At 69.8% G+C, this 20390-nt stretch carries 19 protein-coding genes; 10 read left to right on the top strand and 9 right to left on the bottom strand.

The genetic code is table 11. The features are described 5' to 3' along the window. Positions 1-29: 29 nt before the first annotated feature. From glnD to ACLBV5_RS08965, 5 genes are all read right to left on the bottom strand, one after another. A complete protein-coding gene (glnD, locus tag ACLBV5_RS08985; RefSeq protein WP_447605443.1) occupies positions 30-2732 on the bottom strand; it encodes a [protein-PII] uridylyltransferase in 2703 nt (900 codons plus the stop codon). A gap of 150 nt (positions 2733-2882) precedes the next feature. Continuing rightward, entirely contained in the window at positions 2883-5579 is a 2697-nt protein-coding gene (gene mutS, locus ACLBV5_RS08980) for a DNA mismatch repair protein MutS (RefSeq protein ID WP_447605442.1), read from the bottom strand. 95 nt (positions 5580-5674) lie between these two features. Next, the gene (locus tag ACLBV5_RS08975) at positions 5675-6574 is read right to left on the bottom strand and encodes an aldo/keto reductase (protein WP_447605441.1); all 900 of its coding nucleotides are present in this window, start codon (positions 6572-6574) and stop codon (positions 5675-5677) included. 70 nt (positions 6575-6644) lie between these two features. Further along, positions 6645-7292 (bottom strand): maleylacetoacetate isomerase, encoded by a 648-nt coding sequence (gene maiA / locus ACLBV5_RS08970; RefSeq protein WP_303683295.1) that lies wholly within the window; start codon positions 7290-7292, stop codon positions 6645-6647. Further along, positions 7289-7942, bottom strand: a complete 654-nt coding sequence (locus ACLBV5_RS08965) for a fumarylacetoacetate hydrolase family protein (RefSeq protein ID WP_303683294.1) — start codon at positions 7940-7942, stop codon at positions 7289-7291. The genes maiA and ACLBV5_RS08965 overlap by 4 nt, the downstream gene beginning before the upstream one ends. Positions 7943-8079: 137 nt before the next feature. On the opposite strand from ACLBV5_RS08965, the gene ACLBV5_RS08960 reads away from it, so the two are divergent. The 3 genes from ACLBV5_RS08960 (at position 8080) to ACLBV5_RS08950 (ending at position 9103) form a co-directional block, all read left to right on the top strand. Then, on the top strand, positions 8080-8424 hold the full coding sequence (locus tag ACLBV5_RS08960; RefSeq protein ID WP_003167924.1) for a glycine zipper domain-containing protein: 345 nt from the start codon (positions 8080-8082) through the stop codon (positions 8422-8424). Continuing rightward, a complete protein-coding gene (locus tag ACLBV5_RS08955; RefSeq protein WP_134582015.1) occupies positions 8424-8822 on the top strand; it encodes a hypothetical protein in 399 nt (132 codons plus the stop codon). The genes ACLBV5_RS08960 and ACLBV5_RS08955 overlap by 1 nt, the downstream gene beginning before the upstream one ends. Before the next feature lie 101 nt (positions 8823-8923). Beyond that, entirely contained in the window at positions 8924-9103 is a 180-nt protein-coding gene (locus ACLBV5_RS08950) for a DUF1328 domain-containing protein (RefSeq protein WP_025976523.1), read from the top strand. 86 nt (positions 9104-9189) lie between these two features. Here ACLBV5_RS08950 and ACLBV5_RS08945 read toward each other — a convergent pair whose 3' ends face one another. Then, the gene (locus ACLBV5_RS08945) at positions 9190-9978 is read right to left on the bottom strand and encodes a metallophosphoesterase family protein (protein WP_447605440.1); all 789 of its coding nucleotides are present in this window, start codon (positions 9976-9978) and stop codon (positions 9190-9192) included. Continuing rightward, positions 9978-10961 carry a diacylglycerol/lipid kinase family protein gene (locus tag ACLBV5_RS08940; protein WP_447605439.1) on the bottom strand — a complete coding sequence of 328 codons (984 nt, stop codon included), beginning with the start codon at positions 10959-10961 and terminating at the stop codon, positions 9978-9980. The genes ACLBV5_RS08945 and ACLBV5_RS08940 overlap by 1 nt, the downstream gene beginning before the upstream one ends. Before the next feature lie 155 nt (positions 10962-11116). Here ACLBV5_RS08940 and ACLBV5_RS08935 point away from each other — a divergent pair, with 155 nt between their 5' ends. The 4 genes from ACLBV5_RS08935 (at position 11117) to ACLBV5_RS08920 (ending at position 15064) form a co-directional block, all read left to right on the top strand. Next, positions 11117-11470: a YMGG-like glycine zipper-containing protein gene (locus ACLBV5_RS08935; protein ID WP_447605438.1), complete on the top strand. Its 354-nt coding sequence runs from the start codon at positions 11117-11119 to the stop codon at positions 11468-11470. Between the two features lie 128 nt (positions 11471-11598). Then, a complete protein-coding gene (locus ACLBV5_RS08930) occupies positions 11599-12054 on the top strand; it encodes an OmpA family protein (protein ID WP_244093251.1) in 456 nt (151 codons plus the stop codon). A 105-nt stretch (positions 12055-12159) separates the two neighbouring features. Next, a complete protein-coding gene (locus ACLBV5_RS08925) occupies positions 12160-14367 on the top strand; it encodes a protein-disulfide reductase DsbD family protein (RefSeq protein ID WP_447605437.1) in 2208 nt (735 codons plus the stop codon). Between the two features lie 22 nt (positions 14368-14389). Further along, positions 14390-15064: a thioredoxin family protein gene (locus ACLBV5_RS08920; RefSeq protein ID WP_312444768.1), complete on the top strand. Its 675-nt coding sequence runs from the start codon at positions 14390-14392 to the stop codon at positions 15062-15064. 147 nt (positions 15065-15211) lie between these two features. Here ACLBV5_RS08920 and ACLBV5_RS08915 read toward each other — a convergent pair whose 3' ends face one another. After that, positions 15212-15688, bottom strand: a complete 477-nt coding sequence (locus ACLBV5_RS08915) for a hypothetical protein (protein WP_447605436.1) — start codon at positions 15686-15688, stop codon at positions 15212-15214. A 166-nt stretch (positions 15689-15854) separates the two neighbouring features. Between ACLBV5_RS08915 and pgi the strand changes: the two genes are divergently transcribed. After that, the gene (gene pgi / locus ACLBV5_RS08910) at positions 15855-17465 is read left to right on the top strand and encodes a glucose-6-phosphate isomerase (protein WP_447605435.1); all 1611 of its coding nucleotides are present in this window, start codon (positions 15855-15857) and stop codon (positions 17463-17465) included. An 83-nt stretch (positions 17466-17548) separates the two neighbouring features. Here pgi and ACLBV5_RS08905 read toward each other — a convergent pair whose 3' ends face one another. Next, complete coding sequence (locus ACLBV5_RS08905) at positions 17549-18013, bottom strand: hypothetical protein (protein ID WP_312444776.1); 465 nt, start codon at positions 18011-18013, stop codon at positions 17549-17551. 240 nt (positions 18014-18253) lie between these two features. On the opposite strand from ACLBV5_RS08905, the gene groES reads away from it, so the two are divergent. Both groES and groL read left to right on the top strand, forming a co-directional pair. Then, positions 18254-18541, top strand: a complete 288-nt coding sequence (gene groES, locus ACLBV5_RS08900; RefSeq protein ID WP_024354450.1) for a co-chaperone GroES — start codon at positions 18254-18256, stop codon at positions 18539-18541. 56 nt (positions 18542-18597) lie between these two features. Then, complete coding sequence (gene groL / locus ACLBV5_RS08895; protein WP_025976513.1) at positions 18598-20241, top strand: chaperonin GroEL; 1644 nt, start codon at positions 18598-18600, stop codon at positions 20239-20241. The last annotated feature ends 149 nt before the right edge of the window (positions 20242-20390 follow it).

The raw sequence follows: 20390 nt of genomic DNA, 5'->3' as shown, positions 1-20390 counted from the left end.
GCTGTTCCTGCGCTCGGTCCCGAAACGCCTTAGCGCGCCTGCGAGCCGCTGGATACGGGCGAACGGCCCAGCGCGCCCTCCAGATCCGACACATCGCGCACGCTGGCGCGCACAGGGGTGATGCTGCGCCCGGCGGGGCCTTGCGGCGCGCGATCCAGCACCTCCAGCAGGTCCGCCTTCAAGGCCTCCAGCTTCGCCTTGTCCTTGGGTTTTCGGCCGTCGGCGTCGGTGATGTAGAAGCCGTCCACCGCCCGCTCGCCGAAGCTGGCGACGTGGGCCGAGCGGGTCGAATAGCCGTGCCCCGAGATCGTCCGCGCCAGATCGGCCAGCAGGCCGGGCCGGTCGGCGCCGGACACCTCGACCACCACGGCGCTGGTCCCGGTGTCGGCGTCGATACGCACCACCGGCCGCACATCGAAGACGGCGCGGCGGGCGCTGACGCGCGGCGGCTGCATGGCCGAGGTCCGTGCGCCCTTCAACACCGCCCGCTCCATCGCCTTGACCAGAATGGCCAGCCGTCGCGGCTCGCGCCCGCCATAGGGTTCGCCCGCCCCGTCCTGAATCTCGAACACGTCCAGCGCCATCCCGTCCTCGGCCGTGGCCAGCCGCGCGCCCACCACGTCGGCGCCGGCCATCGACAGCGTGGCCGCCAGATCGGCGAACAGTCCGGGCCGGTCGCGCGCCGCCACAGCCACGCGGGCGGTGGATTCCAGCGGCCCTTCGGCGGGCAGGGCCTCGACCGCCGCCCCCTCGCGCCGCGCCCGTTCGACCAGGGCGGGGTGGTCGGCCAGAGGGTCCTCGCGCGTCACGGCGTCGCCCCGGAACAGGGCCTCGGTCGCCTCGAACAGGGCGCGCATCAACTGCCCCTTCCAGCCGTTCCACACCCCCGGCCCGACGGCGCGGATGTCGGCCACGGTCAGCACCATCAACATGCGCAGGCGCTCTGGATCTCCCACCGCCTCAGCGAAGGCGCGCACGGTCGAGGGATCGGACACGTCGCGCTTCTGGGCGTAGTCGCTCATCAGCAGATGATGGCGCACCAGCCAGACGACCAGCTCGATCCGGCGCGGATCGACGCCCAGCCGCTCGCAGGCCCGGCGCGCGGCGATGGCCCCGTCCTCCAACTGGCCTCGGTCGCCGCCCTTGCCCACGTCGTGCAGCAGCATGGCCAGCATCAGCGCCTCGATATCGGCGATGTGCGGGACGATGGCGGTCGAGGCCGGGTGGTCCGCCTTCAGCTTGCCGCGCGCGATGTCGTTGATGACGCCCACCGCCTGCAGGGTGTGCTCGTCCACCGTATAAGCGTGGTACATGTTGAACTGGGTCTGGCCGACGATCCGCCCCCATTCGGGCAGGAAGCGGCCCAACAGCCCCGTCTCGTTCATGATCGACAGGACACGGTAGGGCCGCTGGCCGTGGGCCAGCACCGTCAGAAACGCCTCGGCCGCGCGCGGGTCGCGGCGCAGGGCGGGCGTCACCAGCGTCAGCGAGCGGATCACGGCGGCGAAGGCGTCGGGGTGCAGGTCCAGGTCCAGCCGGTCCGCCTCGACGAACAGCATCAGCAGCCGCGCCGGATCGCGGGCGAAGACATTGGCCCCCGTCACGGTCAGCCGCCCCTCCTCCACCGCCAGGCCGTCGAAGGCGAGCCTGACCCGGCGGCGGCGGATCAGCCGCGACAGGCCGCGCGCCAACCCTTCCGCCTTCTTCTGCTGGCGCGCCTCCAGCTGGGCCGAGACGGCGCGGGTCAGGGCGCCGACCTCGCGCGCGACCTGGAAATAGCGGCGCATGAAGCGCTCGACCGCCAGTTCGTCGCCGCGCCCGCGCCAGCCCATGCGCCGGGCGATCTCGGGCTGGACGTCGAAGGTCAGCTTTTCCTCAGGCCTCCCGGCGACCAGATGCAGCAGGATGCGCACCCGCCACAGGAAGCCGATCGCCTCGCGGAAGCTGCGCAGCTCGCGCGCGGTCAGCAGGCCCTCCAGCGCCGCCTGCCCTCGCTCGCTGTCCGGCGCCAGCGAGCGGGCGATCCAGAACAGGGTGTTGAGGTCGCGCAGCCCCCCCTTGCCGTCCTTGATATTGGGCTCGACGCGGTAGCGGACGGCGCCGGTTTTCTGCAGGCGCACGTCGCGCTCGGACATCTTGGCGGCGATGAAGGGCCGCGGGTCGGCGCGGGCGACTTCGCTGCGGAACCGTCTCAGCAGGCTTTCGCCCAGGCCTGCATCCCCCGCCAGCACCCGCGCCTCCAGCAAGGTGGTGCGCACCGTCATGTCGTCGCGCGCCAGAGCCAGAGTCTCGCCGATGGAGCGGAAGGCCGAGCCGACCTTCAACCCCAGATCCCACAGGACATAGTGGACGAACTCGACCACCGCCTGGGCGCGCGGACTAATCGCCTGCCCCGGCCGGAGAAACAGCAGATCGAGGTCCGAAAGCGGAGCCAGCACCCCGCGTCCGTAGCCGCCGACCGCCAGCAGGGTCAGCCGCTCGTCCGGGGCCGGATGGACCTGTTCCGTCGCGAACCGCCACAGGGTGGTCAGCAGGGCGTCGGCGGCCTCGGCGTAGAGGCGCGCCGCCTCGGCGCCGTCGGTCGCGCTTTCGGCGCGGCGGGCGGCGCGGGCGCGGTCGGCCTCGAAGCTTTCACGCAAAAGCGCGGTGACGGCGGCGCGCGGGTCCGGCGCCGAGGCGGCGTCGAGAACGGCGGGGGGGAGCGGAGGCGGGGCGGTCACGGCGGGAAGCATAGCACGCCCTCTTATTCCCGCTCATCCCGGCGGACGCCGGGATCCAGTCCTTTGGCTTTAGGCGCGCGCTTAGACATGGGCCGCTCCAGCCTTACCGATGGAGGACGAAGCTCTCACTGGATCCCGGCGTCCGCCGGGATGAGCGGGGTTCTAGCCCTTCGCCATCCCCTTCAGCCGATACAGCGCCTCCAGCGCCTCGCGGGGGGTCAGGTCGTCAGGGTCGATGGCGGCGACGGCCTCGTCCAGCTGGGACCTCATCGGCGGCGGGGGCGGTTCAGCGGCGGCGGCGAACAGCGGCAGGTCGTCCAGGCGGGCGGTCGCCGCTTTTTCATTCTCCAGCCGCTCCAGCACCTCGCGAGCGCGGCCGACCACCGCCGTCGGCACACCCGCCAGACGCGCCACCTGCACGCCATAGGAGCGGTCCGCCGCGCCGGGCGCCGCCTCGTGCAGGAAGACCAGCTCGCCGTTCCACTCGCGCGCCTTCATCGACAGGTTGCAGACGTGGTCCAGCCGCTGCTCCAGCTGCGCCAGCTTGTGATAGTGGGTGGCGAACAGGGTCCGCGCGCGATTGGTTTCGTGCAGGGCCTCGGCCGTGGCCCAGGCGATGGCCAGGCCGTCATAGGTGGCGGTGCCGCGCCCGATCTCGTCCAGCACGACGAAGCTGCGCTCGGACGCCTGGGTCAGGATGGCGGCCGTCTCGACCATCTCCATCATGAAGGTGGAGCGGCCGCGCGCCAGATCGTCGCCCGCGCCGACTCTGGAGAACAGCCGGTCGACCACGCCCAGCTTCATCGACCGCGCCGGCACGAAGGCCCCCGCCTGGGCCAGCACCACCAACAAGGCGTTCTGGCGCAGGAAGGTCGACTTGCCTGCCATGTTCGGCCCGGTGACGATGGACAGGCGCGAGGCCCCGACGCCGTCGCCCGCCAGCGCGCAGTTGTTGGGGGTATAGGGCAGGCCTTGCGCCTTCACCGCCGCCTCGACCACCGGGTGGCGGCCCGCCTCGACGGCGAAGCACAGGCTGTCATCGACGCTGGGGCGCACGGCCCCGACCTCTTCGGCCCATTCGGCCAGGGCGGCGTGGGCGTCCAGTTCGGCCAGAGCCTCGGCTGCGCCCTGCAGCGGCCCGGCCAGACGCGCCACCTCGCGGCGCCAGCCCTCGAAGGTCTCGGCCTCGATGGCCAGGGCGCGGTGCCCGGCCTGGCTGATCTTAGCGTCCAGCTCGGACAGCTCGACCGTGGTGAAGCGCACCTGATTGGCCAGGGTCTGGCGATGGATGAAGGGGCTGTCCGGTCCCGCGCGCAACAGGCCTTCGGCCGCCTTGGCGCTGGTCTCGAGGAAATAGCCGAGGACGGCGTTGTGGCGCACCTTGAAGGCGACGCCGCTGTCGGCGACCGCCTTGGCTTCCAGCTCGGCGATGATCTTGCGGCTGTCGTCGCGCAGGGTGCGGGCGGCGTCCAGTTCGGGCCGATGGCTGGGGTTCACATAGCCGCCGTCGCGCGCCAGATGCGGCGGCTCGTCGATCAGGCCGTCGGCCAGTTCGGCCAGCAGGTGCGACAGCTCGCCCTCAAGCGCCAGTTGGTCGAGGCAGGCCGTCACCCGCGCGGGCGGCCCGGTCAGCGGGTCGTTGGCGCAGGCGGCGAACAGGGCGCTCAGGCCCTGCGCCGTCGTCAACCCCGAGCGGATCGCCGCCAGATCGCGCGGCCCGCCGCGGCCCAGAGCCAGACGCGAGGTCGCCCGCGCCACATCGGCCGAGGCGCGCAAGGCGTCGCGCAGGTCGCGTCGCAGATCGCGCCGCTCCAGCAACCACTCGACCGCATCCAGCCCGGCGTTGATCGCCGCCGGATCGCGCAAGGGCCGCGAGATGCGTTCGGCCAGCGCCCGCGCCCCGCCCGAGGTCACGGTGCGGTCGATGGCGTGCAGCAGACTGCCGTCGCGCTCGCCCCTCTGGGTGCGGTCGATCTCTAAGCTGAGGCGCGTCGCCGGATCGATAGCGAGAAAGCCGCTCTCGCCCGAGCGGCGCGGCGGGGTCAGGGCGGGAATCCTGCCCGCCTGCGTCGTCTCAAGATAGGCGGCGATCAGGCCCAGCGCGGAAACTTCCGCCTCTTCAAAGGCGCCGAAGCCGTCCAGCGCCGAGACGCCGTAGAGGCGCTGCACTCGGTCGCGCGCCCCGACCGGCTCGGCCAGGGCCTGGGGCATAGCCTGAACCACCCCGCCCGAGCCGTCCAGCGCCCCCTTCATCGTCTCGTCCGAGAACAGGCGATCGGGGACCAGCACCTCCGACGGCCGGAACGCCGCCAACGCCGCGCCCAGATCGTTGAGGTCGCAGGCGACCGAATCCACCACGCCCGCCGACAGTTCGACCACCGCCACGGCGGCCCTGCCCTTGCGGATCGCCACGGCCGCCAGCCGGTTGGCGCCGCGCGCGTCCAGCAGCGTGTCCTCGGTCAGGGTGCCGGGCGTCACCACCCGCACGATGTCGCGGTGGACCACAGCCTTGGAGCCGCGCTTCTTGGCCTCGGCCGGGTCTTCCAGCTGTTCGCAGACGGCGACCTTGAAGCCCTGGCGGATCAGCCGCGCCAGATAGCCGTCCATGGCGTGGACGGGCACCCCGGCCATGGGGATGTCCTCGCCCTGGTGCTTGCCGCGTTTGGTCAGGGCGATGCCCAGCGCCGCCGCCGCCTTCTGCGCGTCCTCGAAGAACAGTTCGTAGAAGTCGCCCATGCGGAAGAACAGCATGGCTTCGGGCTGTGTAGCCTTGACCGACAGGTATTGGGCCATGACCGGCGTGGTGCCAGCGTCGGGCTTGAGGTCGGCTTTGGGCGGGTGGAAAAGCGGCGCGTTCATCTGACCCGCAGGGTGGCGGATCGGGACGGCCGCCTCAAGCGCGGGCGGCGCCCCTCATGCACAGGCGAAGGACCGCCTGTGGACAGCTTTGTGGATCAGGCCGCGCTGACGAGGCGCAGGCGCGGGCGCGAGGCCAGGGCGGCGGGGGTCTCGTCCAGCGCCAGGGCGTCCCAGTCGATGTCGGGGCGCGGGGCGTGGGAGGCGGCGATGATGGCGCGCAGTTCGGCCGATGAGGCCACGCTGGCGATGACCGAGGCCACCCCCGGCAGGGTCAGGGCGTAGGCCAGGGCCGCCTGCATCGGATCGACCCGCGCCTCGGCCAGACGGCGGCGCGTGCGGGACAGGGCCATGCCGTGGGCGGCCAGTTCGGGCGGCAGGCTCTCGCGGTTGGCGAACAGCAGGCCCTGCGCAAAGACCGAGGCCAGATGCACTTCAATCCCTTGGCTGGCCAGATCGGCGATGGCGCCGGAACGCGCCGCGCGCTGATCCAGGATGTTGCAGGTCAGTTGCACCACGTCGGGCTGGAAGCGGCGCGCCAGCAAGGCCGGGCCGTCCTCGACCGTGGCGATGAAGCCGACCTTGCGGAAGACGCCGCGATCCTTCAGCGCCTGAAGGCGGTCCCACAGGGCGCGCCCCTCGGCGCCCGCCAGATCGGCGGCGTTCTGCACCAGAACGGCGTCGCCGCGCGGCAAGCCCATACGCTCCAGCGAGCGGCGGGCGCGCGCCTCGACCCGGTCCAGACCGTCGGCCAGGGGCACGGTGCGGACGGTGACGCGGAAGGGCGAGGGGAAGGGCCAGGCCTGGCCCAGCATGCGCTCGACATCGCCTTCGGGCCGGGTGGCCACCCGGCCGATCCCGGCGTCGCCTGCGGTCTGCAGCAGATGGCGCGTCGCCTCCTCCCGCTGGCCGGGCGGCAACGGGCGAGACCGATCAGGCTCGACCACCAGGGCGATGGCGAGTTTGTCGGCCGGAGAGGGCGGAACGGCGAATCTCACGACCCCGATCATCCGTCTCAAAGCTTAAGGGAGATTGACCGAAATCAAGGTCGTTGGTGAACGAAGACGCTTAATCCGCATCCGGCTGGTTTTCCGGCAGGGCGGCGATGAAGGCGGGGTGGACCTCGGCCCGCGCCTCGATCTCCAGCAAGCGGGGGAAGGCCGCCAGATCGACGTGGAACCGCCGCGCCGAATAAAGCTGCGGGATCAGATAGCAGTCCGCCAAAGTCGGCGCCCCGCCGAAGCACCAGCCGTCGCCGTGGCGCACGACCAGGGTCTCGAGCGCCGTGAAGCCGTCGATGATCCACTGACCGGCCCAGGCGTCCACGCCCGCCTGATCGGCGCCCATTCCATCGGAGGTCAGGCCTCGCACCGCCTTCAGAACCCGCAGATTGTTGAGCGGATGGATGTCGCAGCCGATCAACGCCGCCATCGCCCGCACCTGCGCCCGGCCCGCCGCGTCCGACGGCAGCAGGGGCGGCTCAGGATGGGTTTCCTCCAGCCACTCCAGAATGGCCGGGCTCTGGGTCAGCACCAGCCCGTCGTCGGTTTCCAGCGCCGGGACCAGCCCCTGCGGATTGAGCCTGAGGTAGGCCTCGGACTTCTGCGCGCCCGTGCGCAGGTCCAGCGGCGCCTGTCGATACTCCAGCTTTTTCAGATTGAGGGCGATGCGGGTGCGGTAGCTGGTGCCCGAGCGCCAGTAGCCATGCAGGATCATGATTGCACCGTGAAGCTGAGCGGGGGCAGGCCCGCGATGACCGCCTCGACCCGATCGCCGGGGGTCAGGGGACCGACCCCTTCGGGCGTTCCGGTGAAGATCAGGTCGCCGGGTTTCAGCGTCCACAGTTCGGCCGCCTTGGACAGGACGCCGTCGACGTCCCAGATCATGTCCGACAGCCGACTGGACTGACGCACCGCGCCGTTGACCTTCAGCTCAATGACCGCATCCGGCGCGGGCGGCGTCAGACTTAGGGCGCCGCAGGGCGCCGACTGGTCGAAGGCCTTGCCCGCCTCCCACGGCCGCCCCTTGGCTTTCGCTTCCGCCTGAAGATCGCGCCGGGTCAGATCGACGCCGACGGCCCAGCCGATCGGCCGGGCGTCTTCGCCGAGCGCCACGACCAGTTCGACTTCGTAATGCAGGTTCTGCGTCGCCGGCGGATAGGCCGGGTCCGCCCCGTCCGCGACCAGGGCGTCGCTCGGCTTGGCGAAGAAGAAGGGGGCGGGCTTGTCCGGGTCGGCCCCCATCTCGCGGGCATGGGCGGCGTAGTTTTGGCCGACGCACAGGATGCGCCGCACGGGCAGGCGGCGCGCCTCGCCGTCGATCGGCAAGGAAGGCGTCGGAGCGGGAGGGAACAACCATTGGGTCATGGCGCTGTTCTAGAAGCGTGGCGCGCGGCGCGCCAGATGGGAAGCCGCGCTGCAGGAACCTTGATCGTCGGTGTGGCGTTCCGGGCAGGGCTTCTCTATTTAATCGTCAAGCTTACACAAGGAGCGGAGCGCGCATCATGGCCACGTCCAAGGCTCGTGAAGACATCAAGAACGACCTCAAGACCCTTAAGGAGGACCTCAAGGCCGGCGCCCGTGAGGAAACCCAGCGTCTGAAGGAAAAGGCCTCCGAGGCCGAGGCCCGCCTGCGCGAGCAGGGCGAGGAACTGCGCGAAAAGGCGCGCGGCTACTACGACGACGCCAAGGTGCGCGGTCGTGAATATTACGACGACGCCGCCGAGAAGTTCGACGAGGCCCAACGCTATGTCGTCGAACGGGTGCAGGAGCGTCCGATTCAGTCGACGGCCATCGCGCTGGGCGTCGGCGTCGTGCTGGGCTTGCTGCTGGCCGGGCGTCGGCGCTGATGATCGGCCGGGGGCTCATCAACCGCGCGGTGGCGACGTTCGTCGCCGCCGGCGCGGCCTTCGTGTCCATGGTCGCCGTGGGGGCCACGGTCTACTACCTGCTGTTGCTGGTCGTGATCCCTGTGATCGCCGCCGCCCTGACGGCGTTGCTGTTCGCCCTCATCGCGGCGATCGTCGCCCTGGTGTTCGTGCGCCGCGCCCGCGGCGACGACGATGATGAGGAAGACGCAGAGCCTGAGGGCTTGGGCGCTCGCGCCCTGCATCTGTTCCAGCAGCGTCCGGTTCTGGGCGCCGTCGCCGCCCTGGCCGGCGGCTTCATCTTCCTGCGAAATCCCGCGCTGGCGACAATGGTGGCGGCCGCCTTTACCGAAAAAAGCAGGGTTCGCCGTCGGCGCTAACGGAACAGCCAAGCCTCCGCCGCGTTGTTTCAAGCAAGCGGCGCTGACGACGGGAGTGGTCGAAAGCTCGCTCCCGTCAACATCTTAAGGAGGGTTCGCCTATGCTTCGCTGGGCTATTATTTTCTTCATCATCGCCTTGGTCGCAGCCGTTCTCGGCTTCGGCGGCATCTCGGGCATGTCGTTCGAAATCGCCAAATTCATCGCCATTATTGCGGTGATCCTGTTCGTCGTCTCCCTGGTGGTGGGCGGCATCAGGGGCCGCGGCGGACCGCGCATCTAGCGCCCGCTGCTGCTAAAGAAAATCAGGGCCGCGACCTTGGCGTCGCGGCCCTTTTTCGTGGCTGGACAAGCTTCAGAACTAGAACTTCAGGGGCGACGACGCGGCAGGCGCCAGGTCTGATGATCGGCGAACCGCCGCCCGTCCCAGGCCACGGCCGACACCGTCACGGCCTCCTCATCCCATTCGATTCGGTTGAAGCTGGGCGGCGCGCCGCGCTCCCGATGCGACAGGGTCCCGCAGCCGACGGCGTAGGAGCAGTTGTCGCCCACGTCGACCGGCAGGGCGAACGGCACATGGACGTGGCCGGTCACGATCAGGTCGACGCCTGCGTCGGCGAAGATGCGGGCCGCCCGCTCGCCGCGCTTGACCTCGCCGGTCATCGGCGCGCCGATCATTTCAATGAGCGGGTGGTGACAGGCCAGCACCCGCAGGGCGCCTGGCGACGCCTGGCGCAGGGCGTCCGCCGCTCGGCGCGTCTGGTCCAGGTCGATCACCCCCTTGGACCAGTTAAGACGGGCCTGCCAGCCGCGCGCCGTGGTGACCCCGCGGACCATCAGGCGGTCGGAACGGAACTCATGATCGTGCGCAGGGTGGCCCGTCGCCTGTTCAAACGCCCGCCAGGGCCAGAACAGCCGCGCCATCACGTCCCAATAGGGCACGTCGTGATTGCCGACGGTGACGAAGACCGGCTTGGGCAGCGCCCGGATCCATTCCCCGGCCGCCGCGAACTCGGCCGGATAGCCCTTTTGCGTGATGTCGCCGGTGATCAGGGTCAGATTCGGCGCGACAGCGTGGGCGTAATCGGCGGCGGCGGCCACCGCATGTTCATGCTCGCAACCGAAATGAATGTCGGAAAACTGGAGGACGACCCCCACTAGACGCTATCCTCGGCGGCCGCAGGCTTGGGCGCCAGCGCCATGAAGGCGCGCGGCAGGAAGCGCACCGCCGCCTCGCGACCCAACAGCATGGGTTCGCCGTCGATCACCGCCGGGACGCGCGAACGGGCCTCGACCACGATGCGGCGCGCCGGGCGCGTGGTGACGTTGGGATCATGACGCCAGTCGTCGAACAGCGCATGGGCGGCCAGGCGGAAGGCCTGGGCCGCGTCCCCCGTATTCATGGCCGCAGCCTCCAGCCCGTCGTTCTTCTGCATCGCCTTGGAGATCAGCGGACTGATCAGCACCAGCGCCTCGGCCTTTTGTTTCTGGCCGCCGTCCAGGGCATAGCGCACCCGGCCGGAAAAAGCCTTCTTCAGCGCCCGCCGACCATAGGTCCACGCCATCTTCAGCTTGCCCTCGCGAATGGCCTCGCGCGCCGGGGCCCACAGGGCGGGCGAGCCCAGGATGGCCGCGCAATAGAAGGCCTCGCCCTCGACCTCTCCGCCCGCCACAGCCAAAGGCGCCCCTTCCTCCAGCGCCAGGCGCAGCGCCTTCTTCCAGTCGCCGGTGCCGTACAGAGCCTTGGGCAGCATGTTCATCGTCCCGCCCGGCAGGGGCGCGATCAGGGGGCCGTCGGCGCTGGCTCGGGCGGCGACAGACCGCGCCGTCCCGTCGCCCGCCAGGATGAACAGCACGTCCGGCTTGGCCGCCAGCGCTTCGGCGATCTGCTCGGCGATGCGCGCGCCCTCCAGCACCACCACCTCGGCCTCGAGGGGGTATTCGGCCAGGATGGCGCCGGCTTCTTCGGCCGCCTGACCTCCAACACCGCCCGACAGCGGATTGACCAGGATGACGACCCGCTCCAGCCGGGCATCCCCCGTCAGCGGCCGCCGCCCCTGCGCCGCATCGCCGGGCGGCGGCGCTCCGGTTTCAACCGCGTTCGGCGCAGGCGAGGCGTCGTTCTGAGCGTCAGTGTTCATGGGCGGCGAACGCCTGCGCACAAGGGCGGTTCCCCTTCGGCGACCCCACGCCGCGATTCAAAGTAAAGCTTACGCCGTTCGGCCTCGGAACCGCCTTGTTCGCCCTGCGTTATCGAAGCTTCAGGGGTGCCCCCTAAGGGATGAAGGACAGAACCATGAACAAGGCGATCATCGCCATCGCCGGCGCCGGACTTCTGGTGACCGCGTGCGCCAGCGATCCGTACTACGGCGGCGGCGCCGGCTCGAGCCAGGCCGTTCGTCAGGGCGCCGTCGGCGCCGGTCTGGGCGCCGTGGCCGGCGCCATCATCGGCAACAACGTCGGCGGCGGCAACGCAGCGACGGGCGCAGCCATCGGCGCCCTGGCCGGCGGCGCAGCAGGCGCCATCCGCGGCTCCAGCCAGGACCGCAACAACCAGCAGCGCTACCGCGACAATCAGGGCCGCTACTACTACTGCTACGACAACCGCCAGAGCGAGTGCTACTGGGAGAACGGCCAGCGCCGTTACTGAGCCCGGCGTATAGCCTCTGGCGCCCGAAGCGTTTTCGGGACAATCTTGAAAGGGCGATCCGCACGGCGCGGGTCGCCCTTTTTTGCTGAAGGCAGCGCACGCCGCATGGCGCGCGCGAGGGGGCTGAGATGAAGCGTGTTTCCGCAGTCGTTATGATGGCCCTGGGCCTGACCGCCGCCGGTTGCGCCGCCACCAGCGGTTATAAGCAGCGCAGCGATCTGGTCAGCGACCCGTCGGCCTGCGCCGACAGACGGTTCGAAGTCTATTTCGTCCCCGATCAAGCCACCCTGACCGACGCCGCCCGCATGGCCATCGGCATGACGGCGACCCAGCTTCAGGGCTGCCAGATCAAGCACGTCAAGGTGACCGGCCTGGCCGACGCCCGCAGCGGCACGGCGGCCGCCAATCAGAGCATTTCCGAACGGCGCGCCCGCGCCGTCGCCGAGGCCCTGGCCGGCGCCGGCCTGCCCGCCCCCGCCTTCGACATCGAGGCCGCCGGGGCCGACGGCGCGGTCGTGGGCGGGGTCAACGACCCCTTGCGCCGCCGCACCGAGGTGCTGATCGAGGTCGTCGCCCCGCGCTGAGGCCTTGGGCCGTCCGCTGCGGCCCGCCGTCGCGGGCCGTGGCTAGGCGGGGCTAGAGGGTCTAAGCTCGCGCCTTTCCTTTGATCCTGTTTCCGGCTTCCGCCCTTGCGCATCCTGTTTCTGCTCCTGACCTGGCTCGCCCTTGGCCTGACCTCGGCCCTTCCGGCGGCGGCGAGCGTCCCGGCGTCCGAGGTCGCCCTGCGCGACGCCCTGGCGGCCGGGGCCGCGCCGGTCGCCAAGGCCTCCGCTGCGCCGGGCCCCCAGCGCACCGAACGGATCGAGGCGGAACTGGTCCCCATGAGCGCCTGGGCCGTCCCCGGCTCGACCGCCGTCGTCGCCATCCGCCAGCAGATCAAGCCCGGCTGGCACACCTATTGGCGCAATCAGGGCGATTCCGGCGGCCCGACGACCCTGAGTTGGTCTCTGCCTGCGGGCGTCGCGCCAGGCGACATCCTGTGGCCCCTGCCCGAGCGTCAGCGGCTGCAGAGCCTGATGAACTACGGCTATTCCGGCGCCGTCTTCCTGCCCGTCCCGATCGAGATTCCGGCCGACGCCGCGCCGGGCCGCAGCCTTCCCTTGCGCGTCACCGCCCACTTCTACGTCTGCAGCGACGAGATGTGCGTGCCCGAAGACCTTGATTTGGCGCTGGACCTGCCGGTGCGCGAGGGCGCGGCGCCGCTGGACCCGCGCTTCGGTCAGGCGATCCAGGACGTGGTCGCCGCCGCTCCGCGTCCCGCCGGGATCGAAGCGCGCGTCGCCCTGGCCGACGGCCATCTGGTGCTGACGGCCAGCGGCGGCCCGTTGGCGGGCGCCGCGCCCAAGTGGGCCTATTTCCATCCGTTCGAGGGCGGGGTGATCGACCACGCCGCCGCCCAGTCGGGCGAGCGCGGGCCGCAGGGCCTGACCGTGACCGTCGCCGCCGGGCGCGGCCTGACGTCCAATGGGCTGAAGGGACCGATCAGCGGCGTCCTGTCCACCGATCTGGGCGCCTGGGAGATCACGGCCGAGCCGGGTGCCGCCCTCACCGGCGTCACAGGCGACGGCGCGATCGGCGACGGCGAGGGCGCGCAGACAGCCGCCGCCCCCGCCCTGCCCGACTTCGCCAAGGCGGCCCTGTTCGCCCTGCTGGGCGGGCTGATCCTGAATCTGATGCCCTGCGTCTTCCCCATACTGGCGATGAAGGCGGCCTCGCTCAGCCGCGCCGCCCATGACCCAGCCGAGGCGCGCCGCGACGGCCTGGCCTTCCTGGCCGGCGTGCTGGCGACCTTCCTGGTGCTGGCGAGCGCCCTGCTGGCCCTGCGCGCGGGCGGCCAGGCGCTGGGCTGGGGCTTCCAACTGCAGTCGCCGGGCGTGGTGGCCGCGCTGGCCCTGCTGATGCTGGCGGTGGCGCTGAACCTGTCGGGCGTCTTCCACATCGGCGCCGGACTGCAGGGCGCCGGGCACGGCCCGCTGTCGCGCCTGCCCGGCGTCGCGGGCGCCTTCTTCACCGGCGTGTTGGCCGTGGTCGTGGCCGCCCCCTGCACCGCCCCCTTCATGGCCTTCGCCCTGGGCGCCGCCTTGTTCATGCCCTGGCCGATGGCGCTGGCGATCTTCCTGATGCTGGGGCTGGGACTGGCCCTGCCCTATGTGCTGATTAGCCTCAATCCGCGCCTGCTGGCCCGCCTGCCCAAGCCGGGGCCGTGGATGGAGACTCTGCGCAACCTGCTGGCCTTCCCCATGTACGGCGCCGCCCTGTGGCTGGCCTGGGTCTACGGCCGCCAGACCGCCGACGCGCTCGCGCTGTTGTTTGGCGCCGGCCTGATGCTGGCGCTGGCGCTGTGGCTCTATGGCCGGACGCAAGCCGCGCCGGGCAAGGACCGGGCGCCCGCTATCGGCGCTCTGCTGGCCGCGATCGCGGCGCTGGGCCTGGGCGTGCTGGCGGGCAAGGCCCCCGCCGCTTCCTCTGAGAGCGCCGCCGCCTCGCGCCTGTCGTCTCAGCCCTGGTCCGAGCAGGCGGTTCAGGGCGCCCTCGCCGAAGGGCGTCCGGTTCTGGTCAACTTCACCGCCGACTGGTGCGTGACCTGCAAGGTCAACGAAAGCACGGCCCTGTCCTCGGCCCGCACGGCGCAGGCGCTGGAACAGGCCCACGCCGTCTATCTGGTCGGCGACTGGACGCGGCGCGACGACGCCATCACCGCCGAACTGCAGCGCCACGGCCGTTCGGGCGTGCCGCTGTATCTGGTCTATGCGCCGGGCCGGGCCCAGCCGCGCATCCTGCCGCAACTTCTGACCGAAGGCGTCGTCATCGACGCGCTGAAGGACGCCATCGACTGATTTCATCTCTGGGGAGACCGCCATGTTCCGCCTGCTGACCGCCGCTTCCGCCTCGCTTCTGCTGCTCGCCGCCTGCCAGCAGCCGCCTGCCGCATCGCCCGAACGCACTGAGAACGCCGCCGCCGCGCCGGAAGCCACCGAGGCGCCGGGCCCCGGCGAAATGGCCCCCGCCTTCACCCTGGTCGACGCGCAGGGGCAGCAGCGGTCCCTGGCCGACTTCCGCGGCAAGACGGTAGTTCTGGAGTGGACCAACGAAGGCTGTCCCTTCGTGAAGAAGCATTACACCGGCGCCATGCAGGCCCTGCAGCGCGAGGCGACGGCCGACGGGGTGGTCTGGCTGACCATCATCTCCTCGGCGCCGGGCACGCAGGGCTTCGTCGAGGGCGAGGAGGCGCAAGCCTGGAAGGCCAAGCACAAGGCCGCCTTCACCCATCTGCTGCTCGATCCGACCGGCGAGGTCGGCAAGCGCTATGACGCCAAGACCACGCCCGACATGCGCATCATCGACCCGGACGGGCGGCTGATCTACGTCGGCGGCATCGACGACCGGCCGACCAACAAGGTCGAGGACCTGAACGGCGCCAACAACTTCGTCCGCGCCGCCCTGGCCGACGCCAAGGCCGGACGCCCGGTCCAGACCGCTTATGCCGCGCCCTACGGCTGCGCCATCAAATACCCGGAGACAGTCGAGGGGTGATCGCCCCTCTCCAACTTGGCCTCAAGCAGCGCGACGCGCGGTAGGCCCAAAAACCGGCCTCAAGCAGCGCGACGCGCGGTAGGCCCAAAAACCGGCCTCAAGCAGCGCGAAGCGCGGTAGGCCCAAACATCAAGCCACAGCCAGAGGCTACGCCTGGGGCTGTGGCGGCGAAGTGATGACCTCGACATTGTCGTTCAGCAGGTAGGACAGCTCGTCCAGCGCCAGCTTGCGGGCCGAAGCGTCGGCGGCGCTCTCCAGCGCGGCGACCTTCAGCGGAATGTCTTCTGAGATGCCGCGCAGGATGCACTTCAGGTCGTTGTCCGTGCCGCGTTCCTTGAGGATCAGGTGACCCTGCATGTCGCGCTGGGCCAGGTCCGCCGCCTGCCCCTTGAACGCCGCCCAGGCCGCGCCGGTGAAGAAGCCCGAGCGGTCCGCCTCGCCCGAGGCCATCCAGCCGTCGACGATCGACTTCAGCGCGCCCGAACGGGCGACCAGATCGGCGAACAGAGGCTCCTGCGCCACCGACACCGGAGCCGCGGGGGCGGCGGGCGGCAGGGCGGCGGCTTCGGCGACGGCGGGATCGGCCAGCATCAGGGCGACGGCGAGGGCTATTCCGCAGGACATGGCGTGCCTTTCACAAAGGACCGGGGACAATCGGCTTCCGGCTGGAAATCCAGCTTGACCCCATCTCGGATTGAACTCTTCTCGGCCTGAGCCGTAAAGCAGAGCCTGCAAACCCTGGGCCAGAGCGCGGATCGCTTCCGAACACGGCCCCCTATGGGAGACCAAGATGCCGCATGTCGCCTGGACTGAACTGGAGGCCGCCGCCCGTCAGGACGCGCAGTGCCGCATCCAGGACCAGTTCGCCGCCGACCCCGACCGGCTATCGCGGATGACGCTGGACGCGGCAGGCCTGCACCTGGACCTTTCCAAGCAGAGCTGGTCCCGGACCGGGTTCGAAGCCGCCCTGGCGCTGGCGCGGGCCTGCGACGTCGAGGGGCGCCGCGCCGCCCTGTTCGCGGGCGAGGCCGTGAACCTGACCGAAGGGCGGGCGGTGTTGCATCCGGCCCTGCGGGCGCCGGACGGCGCGTCATTCCATGCGCTGGGCGAGCCGGTGTCGGCCGAGGTCGAGGCGGTGCGCGCCGAAATGAAGACCTACGCCCAAGCTTTGCGGTGCGGAAATGAGACAGGCGCCACGGGACGCCGGTTCGAGACGGTGCTTCATATCGGCATCGGCGGCTCGGACCTGGGGCCGCGCCTGATCTGGGACGCCCTGCGTCCGCTGGACCCGGACATCGACCTGCGCTTCGTCGCCAACATCGACCCGCGCGACATGGCCGAGGCCCTGGTCGGGCTGGACCCGGAAACCACCCTAGTCGTCGTCGTCTCCAAGACCTTCACCACCCAAGAAACCTTGACCAACGCCGAGGCCGCCAAGGCGTGGCTGGCGGCCTCCCTGCCGGCCGAGGGGCTGGCCAAACACTTCATCGGCGTCACCGCCGCGCCGGAAAAGGCGCAGGCCTTCGGCTGCGGCCGCACCTTCGCGTTCCGGGACTGGGTCGGCGGTCGCTATTCCCTGTGGTCGGCGGTCAGCCTGTCGTGCGTCATCGCCCTGGGGTGGGAGGTGTTTCAGGCGTTTCTGGACGGCGCCGCCGAGATGGACCGCCACTTCCTCGAGGCCCCGCTAGAGAAGAATGCGCCGGTGCTGCTGGCGCTGGCCGAGATCTACAATGTCGACGGCCTGCATCGCGGGGCCCGCAGCGTCGCGCCCTACGCCCACGCCCTGCGCCGCCTGCCCGCCTTCCTGCAGCAGTTGGAGATGGAGTCGAACGGAAAACAGGTGCGCCGCGACGGATCGGCCGCCGGGCGCCAGACCTGTCCCGTCGTTTTCGGCGAACCCGGCTCCAACGGCCAGCACGCCTTCTTCCAGCAGCTGCATCAGGGACCGCAGGTCGTTCCTATCGACTTCATCGTCGTCCGTCGCACCTGCGAGAAAGCATCGGCGACCGCCCTGTGGGCCAACGCCCTGGCCCAGGCCCAGGCCCTGATGCTGGGCAAGAGCGAGGCTGAGGCGCATGCTGAACTGATCGCCTCGGGCGCCTCGGAAGCAGAGGCCTACCGCCTGGCGCCGCACAAGACCTTCCCCGGAAACCGCCCGTCGACGACCGTTGTGATGGAGCGGCTAACGCCGCAGGCCCTGGGCGCCCTGATCGCCCTTTATGAACACAAGACCTTCGTCGAGGGCGTGATCTGGGACATCAACAGCTTCGATCAGTGGGGCGTGGAACTGGGCAAGGTTCTGGCCAAGGCCCTGTTGAAAGACGTCGCCAGCGGCGCGCCGTCGGCTGATCTGGACCCGTCGACGGCCGCCCTGCTGGGCCGGCTGGCGCCCGCGCGCTGATCGCGCACAGGGCCAAGGACGGCGTCTCTCAACGCAAAAAGGCCCGGTCGCGAGACCGGGCCTTTCCTTAGCGCGCCGTCCGCTTACCAACGGCGGTCGTAGCGGTAGTCGCGATCGCGGCGGTTCTGGTAGCTGCGCCACTCGCCGTGGTTCCTCCAGTAGCGGCCATCGCGGTAATAGCGACCGTTATTGCGTTCATAGCGATCGTTATAATAGCCGTCGCGGCTATTGATGCCGTGCTCACGCTCCCAATGGCCCTGGTTCCGGTAGCAGCGGCCGCCGCGGTAATATTCACAGCCGTCGCCGCGGTTCGAGGCCGCGCCCAGGGCCGCGCCGGCTAGCGCGCCCCCCGCGACATAGCGTCCATCGCCCTGGCCGATCAGCGCGCCGGCGACGCCGCCGACCACGGCGCCCAGAACGGCGTCACGGCCGGTGTTGTCGCGATCGCGGTCACGATAATTCTGCGCGGCGGCCGGGGTCGTGGCCAGCATCGTCACAACCAGAGCAGGGGCGATAGCGCCGGCGCCGATCTTGAACAGGGTCTTCATGGCGGGCTCCTTTCGAAAGCCGGTTGATCCGTTGTGTCCTTTTTAGCGAAGCCTGTCTGAACGACCCCAGGGGCCTCCGTTCATTTTCGCTTCATCCAGGCGCCTAATTTGGCGCCGCCTCGCCCTTGACGCCTGCGGCTCCCCTGCCTAACTCCCGGGTCGTTAGCACTCGGGGAGGGCGACTGCCAAAAGTCGCGGGCTCCGAGGGCTGAAACCAACATCCTAACGGGAGTTACTCAGATGGCGTTTCGTCCGCTCGGCGACCGCGTGCTGGTCAAGCGCGTTGAAGAAGAATCCAAGACCAAGGGCGGGATCATCATCCCCGACACCGCCAAGGAAAAGCCCCAGGAAGGCGAAGTCGTCGCCGTGGGCCCGGGCGTCCGTGACGAAGACGGCAAGTTCGTCGCCCTGGAGCTGAAGGCCGGCGACCGCGTCCTGTTCGGCAAGTGGTCGGGCAGCGAAGTGAAGATCGACGGCGAAGACCTGATCATCATGAAGGAAACCGACGTCCTGGGCGTGCTGTCGTAAGACGCGTCCTGGTTTCCGGTTTCTCGCGTAAAAACATCTAGATAGGAGCAGCCCGCATGGCCGCTAAAATCGTAAAGTTCAACACCGACGCCCGCGACAAGATGCTCAAGGGCGTCAACATCCTGGCTGACGCCGTCAAGGTGACCCTGGGGCCGAAGGGCCGCCACGTCGTGATCCAGAAGTCGTTCGGCGCCCCGCGCTCGACCAAGGACGGCGTCTCGGTGGCCAAGGAAATCGAGCTGGAAGACGCCTTCGAGAACATGGGCGCCCAGATGATCCGCGAAGTCGCCTCCAAGGCGAACGACAAGGCGGGCGACGGCACCACCACCGCCACGGTCCTGGCCCAGGCCATCGTCCAGGAAGGCCTGAAGGCCGTGGCCGCCGGCATGAACCCGATGGATCTGAAGCGCGGCATCGACAAGGCTGTCGAAGCGGTGCTGGAAGAGGTCAAGTCGAACTCCAAGCCGGTCTCCAACAACTCGGAAATCGCCCAGGTCGGCACCATCTCGGCCAACGGCGACGCTGAAATCGGCGACCTGATCGCCCAGGCCATGGCCAAGGTCGGCAACGAAGGCGTCATCACCGTCGAAGAAGCCAAGACCGCCGAAACCACCGTCGACATCGTCGAGGGCATGCAGTTCGACCGCGGCTACCTGTCGCCCTACTTCATCACCAACCCGGACAAGATGGAGGCCGTCCTCGAGGAGCCGCTCATCCTGCTCCACGAGAAGAAGCTGACCTCGCTGCAGCCGATGCTGCCGGTGCTGGAAGCCGTGGTTCAGTCGGGCCGCCCCCTGCTGATCATCGCCGAGGACATCGAAGGCGAAGCCCTGGCGACCCTGGTCGTCAACAAGCTGCGCGGCGGCCTGCGCGTCGCCGCCGTCAAGGCTCCGGGCTTCGGCGACCGCCGCAAGGCCATGCTGGAAGACATCGCCATCCTGACGGGCGGCCAGGTCATCTCGGAAGACCTCGGCATCAAGCTTGAGACGGTCACGCTCGACATGCTCGGCAAGGCCAAGAAGGTCCAGATCACCAAGGACGACACCACCATCGTCGAAGGCGCTGGCGAGAAGGACGGCATCGAAGCCCGCGTCGGCCAGATCAAGCGTCAGATCGAGGACACCACCTCGGACTACGACCGTGAGAAGCTGCAAGAGCGCCTGGCCAAGCTGGCCGGCGGCGTCGCCGTCCTGCGCGTCGGCGGCTCGACCGAGGTCGAGGTCAAGGAGAAGAAGGACCGCGTCGACGACGCCCTGAACGCAACCCGAGCCGCTGCCGACGAAGGCATCGTCCCGGGCGGCGGCGTGGCCCTGCTGAAGGCCTCCAAGGTGCTGGCCGCGCTGAAGGTCGACAACGCCGACCAGACGGCCGGCGTCAACATCGTCCGTCGCGCCCTGCAGGCTCCGATCCGTCAGATCTCGGAAAACTCGGGCGTCGAAGGCTCGATCGTGGTCGGCAAGGTGCTGGAGTCGGACAAGGCCAACTTCGGCTTCAACGCCCAGACCGAAGAGTACGGCGACCTGGTGGAGATGGGCGTCATCGACCCGGCCAAGGTCGTCCGCTCGGCCCTGGCCTCGGCCGGCTCAGTCGCGGGCATCATGATCACGACCGAAGCCGCCATCGCCGACGCGCCCAAGAAGGCCTCGGCCGGCGCCCCCGACATGGGCGGCATGGGCGGCATGGGCGGCATGGACTTCTAAGGAAGTCCATCGTGACGCCCATCACTTAAAGTGGCTGGACCGACTGACGTCGGTCCAGCGGGCGGCATGGACTTCTAAAGAAGTCCGGCTTCTTAAAGCTCAGACGACGGAAGGGCGGGATCGAAAGGTCCCGCCCTTTCTCTTTGGGC

The organism is Brevundimonas sp. M1A4_2e, from assembly GCF_053345555.1.
Note: the sequence above shows the minus strand (reverse complement) of the source record. Positions and strands in the feature narration are given on the sequence as shown.